Source organism: Phaeobacter sp. S60, from assembly GCF_000826845.1.
GTDB classification, from domain to species: domain Bacteria; phylum Pseudomonadota; class Alphaproteobacteria; order Rhodobacterales; family Rhodobacteraceae; genus Phaeobacter; species Phaeobacter piscinae.
On the sequence record NZ_JSWJ01000008.1, the window covers coordinates 251210 to 266166 of the forward strand.

The following is a 14957-nucleotide window of genomic DNA, read 5'->3' on the forward strand; positions in this document are numbered from 1 at the left end:
ATATCCCATGCGAGCGCGGATTTATCGGCCAGCCAAGAACGCCATGACCTCCGGTATGGCCAAAACCCGCAAATGGGTTCTGGATTTCGTGCCGACCAGTGCGCGGGAAGTGGACCCGCTGATGGGCTGGACGTCTTCGCATGATACCCAGAGCCAGGTGCGCCTGCGCTTTGACACCAAAGAGGCCGCGCTGGAATACGCTGAGGCCAACGGCATCGACGCCGTGGTGACAGAGCCAAAGAGCCGCAAGGCCAATGTCCGCGCTGGCGGCTACGGCGAAAACTTCGCCACCAACCGCCGCGCCCCCTGGACACATTAAGGTCTCGCGCCTTTCACCTGCAGATGCTTGGGCGATTTGCCCCCGCCGGTAACTACGCGTTAGGTCTGGCGAGCCGGAGGCAGAATGAACTGACGAATTCTAGACAGGGCGCCCAACGGGCGCCTTTTTCTGTATCTGCCTTCCGCCTATGTCTGATGTGCACCCTGATGGCAGAGGGTGTCTCCAGTCCGGCAACCGGAGAACTGGCCCCTTTGTCGCGGGGCAAGCTATGAGGCCTCCCAGCGCGCCACAGATACACTACCTAGGATTGATTCGATCGGTGAGGCGGCGACCAGCTGTCAATTCGCCGTTCTGCGTGGAGTTGCAGCGCTGGCATCTCTCCGCACAACTTCGCCCATGCCCCCACGTCAATGGGCCAGCTTTTGCCGAAACGAAGGGATGGCGAAAAACTCACCAGAAATAGTGAGTTGAACGATCATTCAATTCGGAAACGATCAGGGCGCGAAACCAATATATCTATAATCTCCGAGGTCGGCCAATGGCTGCCCGGGCGCTCCGCCATGCCTGCGGAGGGCTGCGGGTGAATTTTGCCCAACAGGTCGGACTACTCGGGGTTGAATGACAGGGAGGCAAACATGCCCGCAACAACCGACAGCACCACCGAGTGGTGGACCAATGATCAGACGCCGGAAAACCCCTTTGGCAAGAGCGAGGATTACGAGGGGTTTCTTGACTATCTGGGCGCGCTTGGCCGCAGCCTGACCCCGGAAATCGCCGCTGAACCCTTGGTGATCAACCTGACCGGGCTGAACGATCACCCGGCCTATAAGGACGCCGCCATCGGTGCGCTGGAGATGTGGTCCTCGGTCACGCCGTTGCAGTTCGAGATTGTCGATGATGCGCCCTATGATGCGGATCTCCATTGGATGGAGGTGGTCAGCCCCGAAATCGGCGAGCCGAGCGACGGCAGCGCCTTTTCCAGCGACCGCTATGTCAGTGTCGGCCAGCGCTTCCACGACACCGAGCCGAATATCACCGATCTGGGCGGCTATGTCTTTGACACCTTCGTGCATGAGTTTGGCCATGAATTCGGTCTGAATCATCCCGGTCTCTACAACTACAGCGGCCCCGGCGGTGTGCAGATCAACTATCTGAACAATGCCACCTGGACCTATGACCGCCAGCAGTACAGCGTCATGTCCTATTTTGATGGCATCGACGTGGGCGAGGAGACACGCTGGTCGGCGGTGACCCCGTTGATGGGCGACATCGAGGCGATCATCCGGCGTTATTATTCGACCGTCGATGATGACGGCGTGCGGACCTATCAGACCATCAACCTCAATACCGACGACAATACCTATGGTTTCAACAGCACCGACTATGGCTACCTGCTGACCGAGGACGGGCCGCAGCATGACATCGGCTTTGTGATCCATGACACCGGCGGTGATGACACCATTGATTTCTCCGGTTCCACCGCCAGCACCATTCTGGACCTGCGCGCGGGAGAGTTCTCCAGCGTCAACGGCCAGAGCAACAATGTGTCGATCTTTGCGGGCCACAATGCCGACCAGACGGAATATTACATCGAGACAGGGATCGGCAGCAGCTACGACGATATCCTGATTGGCAATGATGGCGACAACGTGTTGGACGGGCGCGCGGGCAATGACCGGATGGCGGGCAATGGCGGCGATGACGTTTATTTTGTTGATTCCATTGATGATATCGTCCGCGAGGAAGAAAACGGCGGCAATGACACCGTGATCGTGGTGGCCGATGGGCTGGATCTGGGCGACATCGCCAATGTGGAGACTATCATCTACGCAGGCGGCACGCCGGGAACACCGGGCAGTGACGCGCCGGATGCGCCAAACGGCGGGCCGACTGATGCGACCGACAGCCTGATCATCGGCGATGAGAGCAGTGAAACCCTGGACGGTGGCGCAGGGGGCAACACGATCTTCGGCCTTGGCGGTGATGATCTGATCATCGGTGGTCGTGACACGCTGGCCAGCCGCGACATCAACAACACCATCGCGATTGAGGATCTGGAGGATCAGACCGAAACGGATGATGGCAATGATGCGCTTTATGGTGGCGACGGCAATGACACCATCAACGGCGGGGCCGGTGATGATCTCTTGGATGGCGGCGACGGCGATGACCTCTTGCGCGGTCAGGCCGGTCAGGATGTGTTCCGCGGTGGGGCTGGCAGTGACACCGTTGATTTCAGCCAGGAAAGCCCGTTCCAATTGCTGGTCAATCTGGAGACCAATGTGGCCAGCGGCGGCACCGCGTCGGGCGATACCTTCTACAGTATTGAAAACCTGATCGGCTCCGATGATCGCATCGACCGCTTTATCGGCACCTCCGACAACAACCACTTCTGGGGTCAGGGTGGCGGCGACGTCTTCAATGGCGGTGGCGGTGACGACACGCTGGATGGCGGCAACGACGGTGACATGCTCTATGGTGAGGACGGCGATGACGTACTGATCGGCGGCAGCGGTCAGGATTATCTCGACGGTGGCGCAGGCGTAGACACGGTCGTTTATTCCGCCAGCTCAGTCGGGGTGACTGTTGATCTGGAAAACGGCACCGCCCGTGGCGGTGACGCGGATGGCCCGGTACAGATCGTCGGGCGTGGCACCACGATCCGTCACGATATCATCGTCGATGTGGAGAACGCAGTTGGCTCGCTCCATGATGATCACCTGATCGGCTCGGAGGGCGAGAATGCCCTGAGCGGCGGTGCGGGTGATGATATCCTAAGCGGCGGCGGTGGGGCGGACCTGCTGGACGGTGGCGCAGGCAGCGATACCGCAGATTACGCCCAGTCGGCCCGTGGTGTGAAGCTGAATATGACCAAGGGCAAGACCGAGGGCGATACCTATGTTTCTATCGAAAACCTGTCTGGTTCCGGTTTTGATGATCGGTTGAAGGGGGATGAGGGTGCCAATGTGCTGACCGGGCAGGGCGGCGATGACACCCTGCGCGGCGCAGCCGGCGACGACATTCTACTCGGGGATTACGCTGATGCAGCGGATGCGATACCGCAGCCGGGTATGGGCACCGGCTATGCCACATTGGGGCCGGACGCCACCAACAACTCGATGGAAACCGCCTTTGATATCTCGGACAATTTTTCGCTGACCGAGGATCCGGATATCTTTGACTCCACCACCGTGCTGCACACCACGGTGAATGCCACCGGCAACGGGCAGGGGGGCTATTACAGCATTGATCTGGCGGCAGGCACCGTGCTGACCATCGACATCGACGGCATCGCCGATCCCAATGTCCACGACAGCTGGGTCCGCCTGCTGGACAGCGAGGGCAATATCGTCACCCAGAACGATGATGGCGGCGGCGATCCCGGCTCCACCAGCAACCGCGATTCCAGCACCGTCTTTGTGGTTGAGGAAACCGGCACCTATTTCATTGTCGAGGGCAGCTGGTCACCGGATGCCGCCGAAGGCTGGTCCGAAAGCGTGCCGGAAGATTCCACCTATGAGCTGAACGTCTCGGTTGAATTCCCACCGGCACCGGCGCAACCGGGTGAGGCTGGCGCAGATGTTCTGCGAGGCGGACGTGGCAATGACCTGCTGGATGGCGGGCTGATGGCCGATACGCTGATCGGTGGCAAAGGGGATGATTTCTTCCGCTTCTCCACCGAACTGGGGGCGGATAACATTGACGAGATCCGCGATTTCGATACCGCCAGCGATACGATCCTGCTGGACAGCGCCATCTTTACTGAGGTGGGAGAGGCCGGCGTGCTTGACTTCAACGCCTTCCACAGCAGCGCCTCTGGCACCGCGCTGGATGGCGCGGACCGCATTGTCTACAATACCGACAGTGGGGCGCTCTCCTATGATGCGGACGGGATTGGCGGCGTTGATGCCATCCAGTTTGCGCAATTGCAGTCCGGTTTGCAGCTAGGCGCAGATGATTTCGTAATCATCTGATCCGGGTCAGAAATAGCACATAAACTTGGCGCAGGGGGTCTCATCACTCCCTGTGCCTGCCTCAGGTCGACAAAGGACACAGCATGCCTCACCATCCTCACCGCCGCACGTTGTTGCTGGGGGCTGCCGGTTTCGCGCTGACGGCCCTGACGTATCGCGCCAAGGCCCAGTCGGAGGTCGTGCAGGGCAGGGTAATTTTTGCAGGGGACGCCAAGATCCCAAAAGGGCGGATCACCATTTCCCTATCAAATTCGGGTCAGCCTGGCACCTCGGATCCGGCGCTGGAGTTTGACCTGATCAGCACAGGCCGGGCCAAGCGGATCGACTTCACCCTCTCATCGGCGGCGCTGTCCGCCCTCTCCCCGACCCTGCAGGTGGTGGCGCGGCTTGAACGCGCAGATGGCTGGCTGATCGCCCGCGGCAGCACCAAACTGCCGGCAGGCTCCCCGCTCCATATCACCCTCAACCAGGTGATGTACTGACAGAACTGTCCTCACCGGCAGAAAGGGGCGCCATCCCCCTCCGTGCCCCAGTGCCCCCGGCCTCTTGCCCTAAGCGGGGCACCGTCCTAACATGACACCGCTGCCGGGGGAGCCACCAGGTCCGCGGAAAGCCGTCATCGGCACCCCAAACCACATCAGACGACAGCCTTCTTCGGTATGTCTCATGCTCGCACATAGCGGACCGTCGGGCGTTGAATGAGGACACCGATGACCAAATCTCTGGACCAACTGCGCCGCGACGCAAAGGCGCTGCGCAAAGCCCATCACTCCCACGACACTATCGCCCTGCAGCGGATCGCCAGCCAGCGACCACGCGAACCTGAAACCCCGCTGAGACATGCCGACTATCTGCATGTGATCGCGCGGGAAAACGGCTTTCCCTCCTGGCCTGCCCTCAAACTCGCGGCAGAGTTGCTGGGGATGGATCTGGCCGCCAAACGCCAGCGTCTGCGGGGCGCGCTCTATGCTGGTCACTTTGCGGTTGCGGATCAGTTGCTGGCTGACACCCCGACCCTTGCGGATGGTGATTTTGGCCTCAGCCTCAGCCTGCTGCGCAAGGCCGAGGTGCTGGCGGCACTGGACCAATCCGCGCAGCATGCAACGGCGCTGATCGGCGATGTCGCCCCACCGATGACCATTCTGGCGCGCTCCCGATGGATCCACCACGCGCCGGAGCGGGAGGCGGATATGCTGGCCATCGCCGAGGCGCTTCTGGCGGCGGGCGCGGATATCAACCTTGGTGCGCCGGTGCATGACGGCAGCGACCACCGCCTGTCGCCGCTCTATTTTGCGATTGGCCATGCCGACAATATGGCGCTGGGGCAATGGCTGCTGGAGCAGGGCGCCAACCCCGATGACGGCGAGAGCCTTTATCACGCAACCGAACTGGGGCATCACGATGGCCTGCGGATGTTGCTGGCCCATGGTGCCGAGCCGGAGGGCACCAACGCGCTGCTCCGGGCCATGGATTTCCATGACCTGCAGGCGGTGCAGCTGTTGCTGGATCACGGTGCCAAAGTTGACGCCTTTGACGGGCGCCCCGTGGGCGGTGAGACGCCCTGGGTGGTGCCCGCCCTGCATCAGGCCGCCCGCCGCATGGCCGACCGGCAGATGATCACGCTGCTGCTGGACAATGGCGCGGCGCTGAACCGCCGGTTTCAGGGCGCGACCCCTTATGCCTATGCGCGTGTCTTCGGCAACCGCGATCTGGCGCAGCTCTTGACAGAGCGGGGCGCGGACACAACCCTGACCCCAGTGGAGGAGGCCCTGGCAGCCGCCGCAGAGGGGGCGCCGCAGGGGGCTGTTCTATCGCCCGAGGCGATCCCGGAGGCCTACCGCGACATCATTCGCCAGATCCTGCATCTGCCCGGTAAGCTGGATCATATCCGGCGGCTGGTTGCCATCGGCGTCGATTATGACCGCCCCGACAGCGAAGGGCTGACGCCTGTGCAGGTCGCAGGTTGGGAAGGGGCGGCGGAGGTTCTGCGCTATCTTTTGAGCCTCAAACCGGATCTCACCCATGTGAACGGCTTTGGCGGCACGCTGCTGTCGACCATTCTGCATGGCGCGGAAAACTGCCCGCAGGCCGCCGCGCGCGACCACATCGCCTGTCTGGATCTGGCACTGGGCGAAGGCATCACCCTGCCACGCCGCGCAATCGCGCTGACAGGCGTGGCAGAGGTGGCGGAATTCCTGATGGACTGGGCGGAGCAACATCCTGATCAGGTTGTCGACGGCGGCGTTGTCTGACCCTCGGGAGACATCCATTGGCTGAGCATAGCATGGCAGCCTGTCCAACTTAACCGCGCGAACCATGCAGATCGAAGTTCTGGCGCCCTGGTTTAGGACATGTTCCACCTGCTGCTGTCATCGAAGGTCTGGGAGGTTGGGGCGCCAGTTTCGTTCAAGATATCGCGGTGTTCAAAGGACGTTGGCAGCGGCTGCACCCGGCTGGCTGGTGCCAGTCTCCCGGGCTCTCAGTCATGGAAAAGCTGATCCTTGCCGCCGCTGCATTTGTTTTTGTCCGTTTGCTGGTATCAGCTCCCTCTGGTGGACAGATCCATGCTCTGGACCATGCCAAGCAGGCGACTGTCTGGATCGCCTGTGAGGTCCTGATGTCTTGGTCATCAGCCACTGGCTTTGCCCCGTTACATACTTTGTGGCGCCTCCGGCCTGGTTTGTTGCGCGATGCCCGCTGATACTGGCCTGGAAAAATGGCCAGCTCGCTGGCGACACGACCTGCTGCAGCTGCCTTTTCAGGAGGGGCTGAGGAGATTAATGTGCATATGCGGAAAGGTCGCAAGCATTTGATGATGCATAGAGACTGCGGGCCATTAGTTTGTTTGAACCTATCTGATAACACTGTTGTTTTTCGCCGCGCACCTATGTCTCATATGAGTTCAAGGGGGCGGCGGTGCTACGTAGACCGATCGCCAAAATCAGGGAGACAGAAATGTTCGATGCAGACCATGTGCAAGAGGTCGCCCGGTCGCCATTGGTGGGCGCGCTTGATCTGTCGATGTTTTCTGACAAGGACATTCTCAATACAGTGTTGCAGCGCTCCGAGGTTCTCTTTGATCTGGATCGCCCCGGCCTGCCGATCCGGCAATGGTCCAAGGGCCGGCCAGAGGCGCTTCAGGCGGAGGTGGCTCGGCGGGGCGATCTGCTGCTCAGGCGCGCGATTTCGGTTCTCTATCTCGAATATCTTGCGCTGAAACCCACCATTGAAACCCTCGCTCCGAAACATGTCGCGGACATCGGATGTGGCTACGGGTTCATTGACCTGTTCATTGCCCGGGATTTCCAGCCCGCGCTGACACTGATTGATCTGGAAAGCAATGATGCGACGCATTTCGGGTTTCACGCCGAGGGAGCGGCCTACAGCAGCCTTGCTACGGCGCGGGCGTTCCTATTGGCCAATGGGGTGGCGGCAGAGGCCGTGACAACGCTCAACCCCGGACGCGAGGAGGCAACGCGGACCACGGAGGTTGATCTGGCGCTGTCCTTGCTCAGCTGCGGCTTTCACTACCCGGCGAATACCTATGCGCAGTTCTGGGGAAAAAGTGTCACCAAGGACGGCGCTATCATCCTTGACCTTCGGGATGCAGAGGCTGCCCGCCAGCGCGAGGAGTTGGGCCAGATCGGATCACTGCGTGATCTTTGGCGGGGCGAGAAATGGGCCCGGGTTCTGATCGACAAGGGAGCGGTCTAGGCGCTGTGTCGGACAGAGGTCTGGGCAAGGATCGCGGCCACAGCTGATCCGCAGAAACTCTCACTCTGCTGTTGTTTTCAACCCTGATTTTGAGCTATCGGATCCGCCATCAGATGGGGTCTGGGGCGAGGTCGGCCGCGCCACGGCTTGCTGTCTTGGAAACCTGTGGGCGCCTTTTGGGGCGCCTGTCTTCTGTCCTGCCGCCGTGGAGCGTTGTTTATGACCATCACCCATCTTGTGACCCATTCCGGCGGGTTTCATGCCGATGAACTTCTGTCCTCGGTGATCCTGACCCGTCTGTTTCCCGATGCAGAGCTGATACGCTCGCGGGAGGCTGCATGGATCACGCCGGACACGGGGCGGATCATCTATGATGTGGGGCAGGCCTATGATGCCGCGGCGCAGATTTTCGACCATCATCAGCGCCCCAATCCCCTGCGCGAAGATGGCCAGCCCTACAGCTCCTTTGGCCTGATCTGGCACCATTTCGGGCGTGATTACCTTCGCAGCCTCGATGTGCCGGAGGCCGACATTGACGCCATCCACCACAGTTTTGATCAGGGCTTCGTGCTGCCGGTGGATCTGCTGGACAATGGTGCGATTGACCCCGGTGTGGCTGGGCCTCTGGCAGGGATGACGCTGCCGGTTTTGCTGGAAACGCTGAAGCCGGTGTTTGACGACCGCAGTGAAGGTGCGGATGATCGGGCCTTCTTGGCGGCGCTGCCGGTGGCGCGGGCCTTTGTCGAGGCGTCGATCCGGGGCAAGGCTGCGAAACGGCGGGCGGAAACCATGGTGCTGCAGGCGATTGAGGTCGCAGGCGCGGGCAGGGTGCTGGAGTTGCCGATGGGCATGCCCTTCCGCTCAGCGGTGGAGAAGGCGGGCGCCGATCATCTGCTGTTCGTGGTGCATCCGCGCGGCAGCGACTGGACGCTGACCACCATCCGCAAGAGCGGCGACAGTTTCGAGAGCCGCGCCGATCTGCCCGCAGCCTGGGCGGGCCTTACGGATGAGGCGCTTGTGGCGGCCTCTGGTGTTGCGGGGGCAAAATTCTGCCACAACGCCCGGTTCATCGCGGTAGCGCGCAGCCGAGAGGCGATTATGGAACTGGCGAAGCGCGCGGTTCAGGCGGTTCAGCCAATCGACGGCTAAACCGGCCGCAGTGTGATGTTTTGCCTGTCGAATGTGTCCGATGAGCCGTCGCAGGGCGGGAGCAGGTGGTGCTAGCACCGCATTCTGGGCGCGTTCTGATAGGGCCACTCATGACTGAGCGTGATACGGCGCGGTGAGCCGCGCTTTGCGGCATTATTGCATTCTATGCTATGCACTGCTACCGGTGGCGCATGACCTTTGATCAAAATACCTCAGCCGGATATCTGATAAATCAATTGGCGCGGCTTGCCTTTGAGGGGCTGCGCAGGGAAATCGAGCCGCTGGGCATTGTGCCCGGGCAGTTCCCGGCGCTGCTGGCGCTTTGGCAGCGCGATGGCCAGACCCAGCGTGAACTGGTGGCCAAAACGGATGTCGAACAGGCAACCATGGCCAATACGCTGAACCGGATGGAGCGGGATGGGTTGATTGTGCGGCAGGCGCATCCTGAGGATGGGCGGGCCCGGGTGATCTATCTGACGGAGAAAGCCAAGGCGATCCGTGATCAGGCTTACCGGGCGGCCGGGGATGTGAACGGCGTAATGCTGGCCGATCTGTCAGAGGCGGAACGTCGAACATTTATCGACCTGCTTCAGCGGGTGGTCAAAACCCTGCGCGCGGGGGATTTGAGCTGAGGCTGTCCGCCCCCTGATGGCCCTGCAGCAGCCGGTGCAAAGGCGGGCAGACCATTTTCACGTTTGTCAAAAGCTCCTAGTAGCCGGTGAAGGATTCAACCCGGATATCCTGCTCTACCACGCCGGCGTCGGTGAGCATTTTCTGCGTGGCGGTCACCATGCCCGCAGGGCCGACGCAATAGTAGATCGGCGCATTGAGATCGCTGAGGTGGCGGCGGAGCATGTCCTGATCAATCTGGCGGGTCTCACCGCTCCAGCTGTCCTCGGCGTCCAGATCGGTCATCGTCGCGATCAGCTGGACGTTGGAAGTGGTCCTCTGCAACTCTTCGAGTTCGCTCAGGAAGGGGGCTGCCGCCGGTGAGCGGTTGGAATAGAATAGCGCAATCTTATGCGTGGCCTTGGTTGCGGTGACGTCCCGGAGCATTGACATGAGCGGGGTAATGCCGATGCCACCGGCAATGAAAACCGCAGGTCGGCTGGTATCTTCGTGCAGAGTGAAGGTGCCGGAAGGGCTGGCGACCGTCAGCTCTGCCCCGTCGGGCAGTGTGCTGAGGCTGCGTTTAAAGGCGCTGTCGCTGATCCGGGTGGCCACTGTGATCTGCGGCTCATCCGGTGCGCTGACGATGGAGAGGATGCGGGACCTGGCTTTGCCATCCTCTGCGGCATTTGCGATGGTCAGGCGGATCCATTGGCCCGCCTGATGCTGAAACCCTGCAGGTTTGGTCATGTGAAACGCCATCGTTCCGGTTGCGAGTGTCTCGCTGCTGGTCAGTGTGACCTGAATGGCCGACGCGGCCTTTCCTGACAGGCGAATGCCATCGCGCATGTTCAGCCCCATCAGGACCAGATTGGTTGCCCCCGCCAGCAGCTCGGCGACCTGCAAGCTGTAGAAGGTGGCATCAAATTGTCCGGCTGCGGCCCGGGATTCGAGAAAGAAGGCCATCGGCACCAGCACCAGCAGACCGTTGGCGCCAATAATAGGCATCCGCTTCTTTTTGGCCGAAACCAGCGGCTCATTGCGCCCGCTGGCCAGCGAGAACCCGGAGCCGCCGACAATCGCCATTGCCGGGATCAGGATGAACATGCCCATCAGGATGGCTGATTTCACCGCCGCCACTGTTTCATGGGAGGCAAACAGTTCAGACAGGACAGTGGATGTCCAGAACAGCAAGATGGTCAGAAAGCCGATCGTGCCTGCGATGGCGTGGATGCGTGTTTTCATGGCGGGTCTCCATGCTGGGTCAATTACAGTGCCTGCTATTAATATAGATAGCAAACTATGTAATGGCAATCATGTTTGTCACTGTCTTCAATGGGGCGCGCTGAGCGAGCTGTTCCAACTCCGATGACCGAGGGCGCGGTGACAGGTCAGCGTTTCTGTCCAATTGTTTCGCGTGCGAAACATTCGGGCAGGGGTGTTGATACTTTTTCTGGGCGTTGCGCAGAGGGCGGGCGCAGATATCTGGTGACGCTGCAACAGATGTTTCGGCGGGGTTAACTGGACGCGGCCAAAGGGGGCCATTGCTGCTTTGCGATCTTATGGTGGTGTGGGCATGGTTTGCTGCGCTTGATGCGTGCGAAACCTGCGGTTTCTGCACCGCCCTCAGAGCTTTTGCAGCCGGGATTGGTATCAGGTCTTGCCAGCAGAACTCAGCCCGGCTACCCCCCCAATCACCCAGCGAAAAGTCAGGCAGAACATCAACCGCAAAACAAGCGGAGACGGGACATGATTCTGCGACGCACTGCTGTGTCGACCTTTGCCCTGCTGGCCTCTGTGCCGGCAATGGCTGAAGTTGTCGAACTGGAACCAATTATTGTAACTCAGGACTCCGGGGATGCCTTCTTTGGCAAAAGCGTGTCCCTTGATACCGGCACGGTGGCCAAAACCGGGGATGCCATTGCCGAGACGCCGCGCTCGGTCACGGTGGTCACCGCTCAGGAGCTGGCGGAGCGCGGTGCCCAGAATGTCGAACAGGCGCTGCAATATTCTGCTGGGGTTGTTGGCGGCCAATGGGGGCTGGACAGCCGCGCCAACTGGTATCTGGTGCGCGGCTTTGACGCCAGCACCCTGCACGACGGGCTGCCCGCGCGGTATGGGTTTTACAATGACACCAAGCCGGAACCCTTCCTGCTGAACAGCGTCGAGGTGCTGAAAGGCCCGTCCTCCGGGCTGTATGGCAGCGGCGCAGTGGGCGGGGTGGTGAACACCACATCCAAAACCGCCGCACAGGAGGCCGAAAACCTGTTTCAGCTGCAGGTCGGATCCCATGATCGCAAACAGGCGGCGGTGGATGTCAGCGGTGATCTGAACGCCAGCGGCACCCTGCGCTATCGCTTTGTCGGTCTGCTGCGGGATGCCGAAACACAGGTCGATCATTCGCAGGATGACACGGTTGTTCTGGCGCCCTCGATCACCTGGCGGCCCAGCGACGATACAGAGCTGACCATTCTGGCCAACTACCAGAAAAGCGATGGCAGCCCGCTGATCCAGTTTGCCTCCATGGCGGGCACGCTGCTGCCTGCGACCGGGCTTGGCAATGGCGATTACCTGCCCAACAGCCTGTTTGTGGGGGAGCCGGGGTTTGATACGTTCAATACAGAACAACGGGCCATCACGGCGATGTTCAAACATCGCTTCAACGCGGTTTGGAGCCTCAACGCCAATGCGCGCTATCTGGAGAGCGACGGTGAATACCAGCATGCCTGGTGGGCCTTCGACAACTTCGGCTCAGGTCGGTACAATCCGGATGGCACCATCAACCGGACCTTCTACCGGGCTGAAAACACGCTGAAAACCTGGGGGCTTGATGCTTATGGCACGGCGGAATACCGGCTTGGTGGTTTCGACATGCGAACCATTGTCGGGGCGAGCTATACGCGCGGCCATTACGACAGCGACACAGGCTACGGCGCACAGGTTGGCCCGATTGATCCGTTCAACCCGGTTTATGTCGGTTACCCGACGGTCTCAGTGACGGATACACCGGGAACCTCCATCACTGAAACCGGCGCTTATGTGCAGCAGCGTGCCAGCTATGATGACCGGCTGTTTGTCGATTTTGGTCTGCGCTATGGCAAGATCGAGAGCGGGCCGAGCAATGGCAGCTTTGGTGCGACCAGCATCGCGGCCAGTGACAGCGAATGGACCGGCAATGCGGCGGTGATGTACCGCTTTGACAACGGCATCGCCCCCTACATCAGCTACGCCGAAAGCTTCCGTCAGGATGCGATTGGCAGCGATGTGAATGGCAAGGCGTTTGAGCCGACCCGTGGTGAGCAGTATGAGTTGGGTGTGAAATTCCAGCCTGCAGGCAGTGATACGCTGCTGACGGCGGCGGTGTTCGATCTGACCAAGTCCAATATGACGGTGGCGGATCCAAGCAATCCGGGCTTTCAGGTGCAGACCGGTGCCGCCTCGGCCAAGGGATTGGAGCTGGAACTGTTCCACCGCTTTGGTGATCTGACAGTGGATGCGGCCTATACCTATCTTGATAGCGAAGATGCCGAGGGCGATTATATCGCGCAGGTGCCGAAGAATGCCGCCTCGCTGTGGCTGAACTACGCCCCCGAAGCGGGTGCCTTGCAGGGCTGGAGCTTTGGCGGCGGCGTGCGCTACAACGGCGAAGCCTGGGGGGGGACCGGGACCTATCTGACGCCGTCCTATACGCTTTATGATGCGGCTGTTTCTTACGGTCAGGACAATTGGCTGGTGTCGCTGAATGTGCAGAACCTCACCGATGAGCGTTATGTCACCACCTGTCAGGGCGGTGCCTGCTACTTCGGCGACGGGCGAAACATTGCCCTGACACTGACATCGAAGTTCTGAGCCTTAGTCACGGCTAAGGGGGAACGGCACCTGCGTCCGCAAGATCTGCGGGCGCAGTTTTTTGTGCCGTGTGGGCCACTTGGGTGAGCAGAAAAGAAAACGGCCCGCATGAGAATTGCGGGCCGTTTGGACATTGCCATGGACCTGACGGGCTATTTGGAGAAGGTCATCGGCAGGTTGAAGGTCATCTGGTTGAGAGACAGCTGCTTGGGCGCGGCAGGGAACTTGCGGGCGCGGGCAACGGCCTGAAGAGCGGCCTGGTCCAGCGCTGCATTGCCGGAAGATCTGGCGATGCGGTGGCTGATCAGCTGGCCGTTGCGCGCCACGGTGATGCGCACAATGACCTTGCCGTTGCCTCTGGCGCCAGAGGGGTAGCGTTTGCGCCGTTCGACGCGGGCGCGGATTTTTGCACCCCAGATGGATTTGAGTTTCGCCTGTTGCCCGGCCTGCGCCGTGGCAGCGGCGGCGCGTCCGGCCTGACCGGCCTGCGCACCACCCCCCGACCCGACGGCGCGCTGGGCCGCGCGGCCTGCGGAGGTCTGCTTGGCCTTTTGGGCGGTCTGCGGGGTCGGTTCCTGTTTGGTGCGCGGTTTTGCGCGGGGGCGAAGATCGGGATCGGGTTGCGGCTCTGCCTTTTGCGGTGGCGGAGGCGGGGGAGGCGGTGTCGTGTCCAGTTGCAGCTTGTCGTCCGGCGTGGGCTTGGCAAGGGCGATCTGCCGCGCGGCGCTGGGCGCCTGGGCCAGTTCGAACTGGGGCACCACGGGTGCTGTCGGGGCGGTCTGCGGTGGTGTCAGGGCGGTGTCGATCTGCGGTTGGGTCTGCGGCGGGCGCTCCCAGGTTTCGACCATCTCGGCGACGGTGGCGCTGGCGGCCTGCACCGAGACCATGGCATCGCCGCCCCCGCCGCTGGCCTCAGCACCGGATTTGGGCGCACTGGCAAAGAGCGCCACGTGAATCACTGTGGCGATCCCGGCAAAGACGGTGAGTTCGGCTGCACGTTTCATTGCGGGTTCACCACCAGTTCGGCGTGGCTCAGCCCGGCCTCGGCCAGCTGTCGCAGGATCCGCGCCAGTTCTGTTGCCTGCAGCCGCGCATCGGCGCGCAGCTGCACGGTTTTGCCGGGTGCGCTGGCAAGTCGGCTGAGCGCGGCGGGGCCTTCGCTGCCGTCGAAATGCAGCCGGCCCGTGGCGTCGATATAAAGCACATCGTCGGATTTGGCTTCGCCTTCCAAGCCGGCGTCGGGCGGGGATACCTCAAACGGGTCAGGCTGGGCGAGTCGCGAGGTCATCAGGAAGAAGATCAACAGCAGGAACACGACGTTGATCATCGGCACGATGGATTCACCACGCGCGCGGCGGGGGGGATCGGTCAGGTCCATAGGG

12 protein-coding genes are annotated in these 14957 nt (G+C 61.2%); 9 read left to right on the plus strand and 3 right to left on the minus strand.

Going from position 1 to position 14957, the window contains the following annotated elements; all coding sequences use genetic code 11:
• The first annotated feature begins 7 nt into the window (after positions 1–7).
• The 8 genes from OO25_RS08950 to OO25_RS08985 all read left to right on the plus strand — a co-directional run bounded on the left by OO25_RS08950 (position 8) and on the right by OO25_RS08985 (position 9749).
• On the plus strand, positions 8–319 hold the full coding sequence (locus OO25_RS08950) for an ETC complex I subunit (RefSeq protein ID WP_040173490.1): 312 nt from the start codon (positions 8–10) through the stop codon (positions 317–319).
• Positions 320–915: 596 nt separating this feature from the next.
• Positions 916–4254 carry a M10 family metallopeptidase C-terminal domain-containing protein gene (locus tag OO25_RS08955; RefSeq protein ID WP_040179723.1) on the plus strand — a complete coding sequence of 1113 codons (3339 nt, stop codon included), beginning with the start codon at positions 916–918 and terminating at the stop codon, positions 4252–4254.
• Between the two features lie 83 nt (positions 4255–4337).
• Positions 4338–4736, plus strand: a complete 399-nt coding sequence (locus tag OO25_RS08960) for a hypothetical protein (RefSeq protein ID WP_040179724.1) — start codon at positions 4338–4340, stop codon at positions 4734–4736.
• 228 nt (positions 4737–4964) lie between these two features.
• Complete coding sequence (locus OO25_RS08965; protein WP_040179726.1) at positions 4965–6506, plus strand: ankyrin repeat domain-containing protein; 1542 nt, start codon at positions 4965–4967, stop codon at positions 6504–6506.
• A 233-nt stretch (positions 6507–6739) separates the two neighbouring features.
• A complete protein-coding gene (locus OO25_RS08970; RefSeq protein WP_040179728.1) occupies positions 6740–6955 on the plus strand; it encodes a hypothetical protein in 216 nt (71 codons plus the stop codon).
• A 254-nt stretch (positions 6956–7209) separates the two neighbouring features.
• A complete protein-coding gene (locus OO25_RS08975) occupies positions 7210–7968 on the plus strand; it encodes a hypothetical protein (protein WP_040179729.1) in 759 nt (252 codons plus the stop codon).
• A 219-nt stretch (positions 7969–8187) separates the two neighbouring features.
• On the plus strand, positions 8188–9117 hold the full coding sequence (locus OO25_RS08980) for an MYG1 family protein (RefSeq protein WP_040179730.1): 930 nt from the start codon (positions 8188–8190) through the stop codon (positions 9115–9117).
• A 191-nt stretch (positions 9118–9308) separates the two neighbouring features.
• Positions 9309–9749 carry a MarR family winged helix-turn-helix transcriptional regulator gene (locus OO25_RS08985; RefSeq protein WP_040173506.1) on the plus strand — a complete coding sequence of 147 codons (441 nt, stop codon included), beginning with the start codon at positions 9309–9311 and terminating at the stop codon, positions 9747–9749.
• Positions 9750–9825: 76 nt separating this feature from the next.
• On the opposite strand, the gene OO25_RS22495 is transcribed toward OO25_RS08985, so the two are convergent.
• On the minus strand, positions 9826–10971 hold the full coding sequence (locus tag OO25_RS22495) for an FAD-dependent oxidoreductase (protein ID WP_052465628.1): 1146 nt from the start codon (positions 10969–10971) through the stop codon (positions 9826–9828).
• Between the two features lie 504 nt (positions 10972–11475).
• Here OO25_RS22495 and OO25_RS09000 point away from each other — a divergent pair.
• The gene (locus OO25_RS09000; RefSeq protein WP_082035304.1) at positions 11476–13575 is read left to right on the plus strand and encodes a TonB-dependent siderophore receptor; all 2100 of its coding nucleotides are present in this window, start codon (positions 11476–11478) and stop codon (positions 13573–13575) included.
• 152 nt (positions 13576–13727) lie between these two features.
• Here the strand turns inward: OO25_RS09000 and OO25_RS09005 are convergent, their stop codons facing one another.
• Positions 13728–14579 (minus strand): TonB family protein, encoded by an 852-nt coding sequence (locus OO25_RS09005; protein ID WP_040179733.1) that lies wholly within the window; start codon positions 14577–14579, stop codon positions 13728–13730.
• A complete protein-coding gene (locus OO25_RS09010) occupies positions 14576–14953 on the minus strand; it encodes a biopolymer transporter ExbD (protein ID WP_040179734.1) in 378 nt (125 codons plus the stop codon). Before OO25_RS09010 ends, OO25_RS09005 begins: the two co-directional genes overlap by 4 nt.
• Between the last annotated feature and the right edge of the window lie 4 nt (positions 14954–14957).

Bases quoted from the DNA above. Each gene is read 5' to 3' on its own strand.
- OO25_RS08950 (WP_040173490.1), top strand. From the start codon at position 8: ATGCGAGCGCGGATTTATCGGCCAGCCAAGAACGCCATGACCTCCGGT.
- OO25_RS08955 (WP_040179723.1), top strand. From the start codon at position 916: ATGCCCGCAACAACCGACAGCACCACCGAGTGGTGGACCAATGATCAG.
- OO25_RS08960 (WP_040179724.1), top strand. From the start codon at position 4,338: ATGCCTCACCATCCTCACCGCCGCACGTTGTTGCTGGGGGCTGCCGGT.
- OO25_RS08965 (WP_040179726.1), top strand. From the start codon at position 4,965: ATGACCAAATCTCTGGACCAACTGCGCCGCGACGCAAAGGCGCTGCGC.
- OO25_RS08970 (WP_040179728.1), top strand. From the start codon at position 6,740: ATGGAAAAGCTGATCCTTGCCGCCGCTGCATTTGTTTTTGTCCGTTTG.
- OO25_RS08975 (WP_040179729.1), top strand. From the start codon at position 7,210: ATGTTCGATGCAGACCATGTGCAAGAGGTCGCCCGGTCGCCATTGGTG.
- OO25_RS08980 (WP_040179730.1), top strand. From the start codon at position 8,188: ATGACCATCACCCATCTTGTGACCCATTCCGGCGGGTTTCATGCCGAT.
- OO25_RS08985 (WP_040173506.1), top strand. From the start codon at position 9,309: ATGACCTTTGATCAAAATACCTCAGCCGGATATCTGATAAATCAATTG.
- OO25_RS22495 (WP_052465628.1), bottom strand. From the start codon at position 10,971: ATGAAAACACGCATCCACGCCATCGCAGGCACGATCGGCTTTCTGACC.
- OO25_RS09000 (WP_082035304.1), top strand. From the start codon at position 11,476: ATGATTCTGCGACGCACTGCTGTGTCGACCTTTGCCCTGCTGGCCTCT.
- OO25_RS09005 (WP_040179733.1), bottom strand. From the start codon at position 14,579: ATGAAACGTGCAGCCGAACTCACCGTCTTTGCCGGGATCGCCACAGTG.
- OO25_RS09010 (WP_040179734.1), bottom strand. From the start codon at position 14,953: ATGGACCTGACCGATCCCCCCCGCCGCGCGCGTGGTGAATCCATCGTG.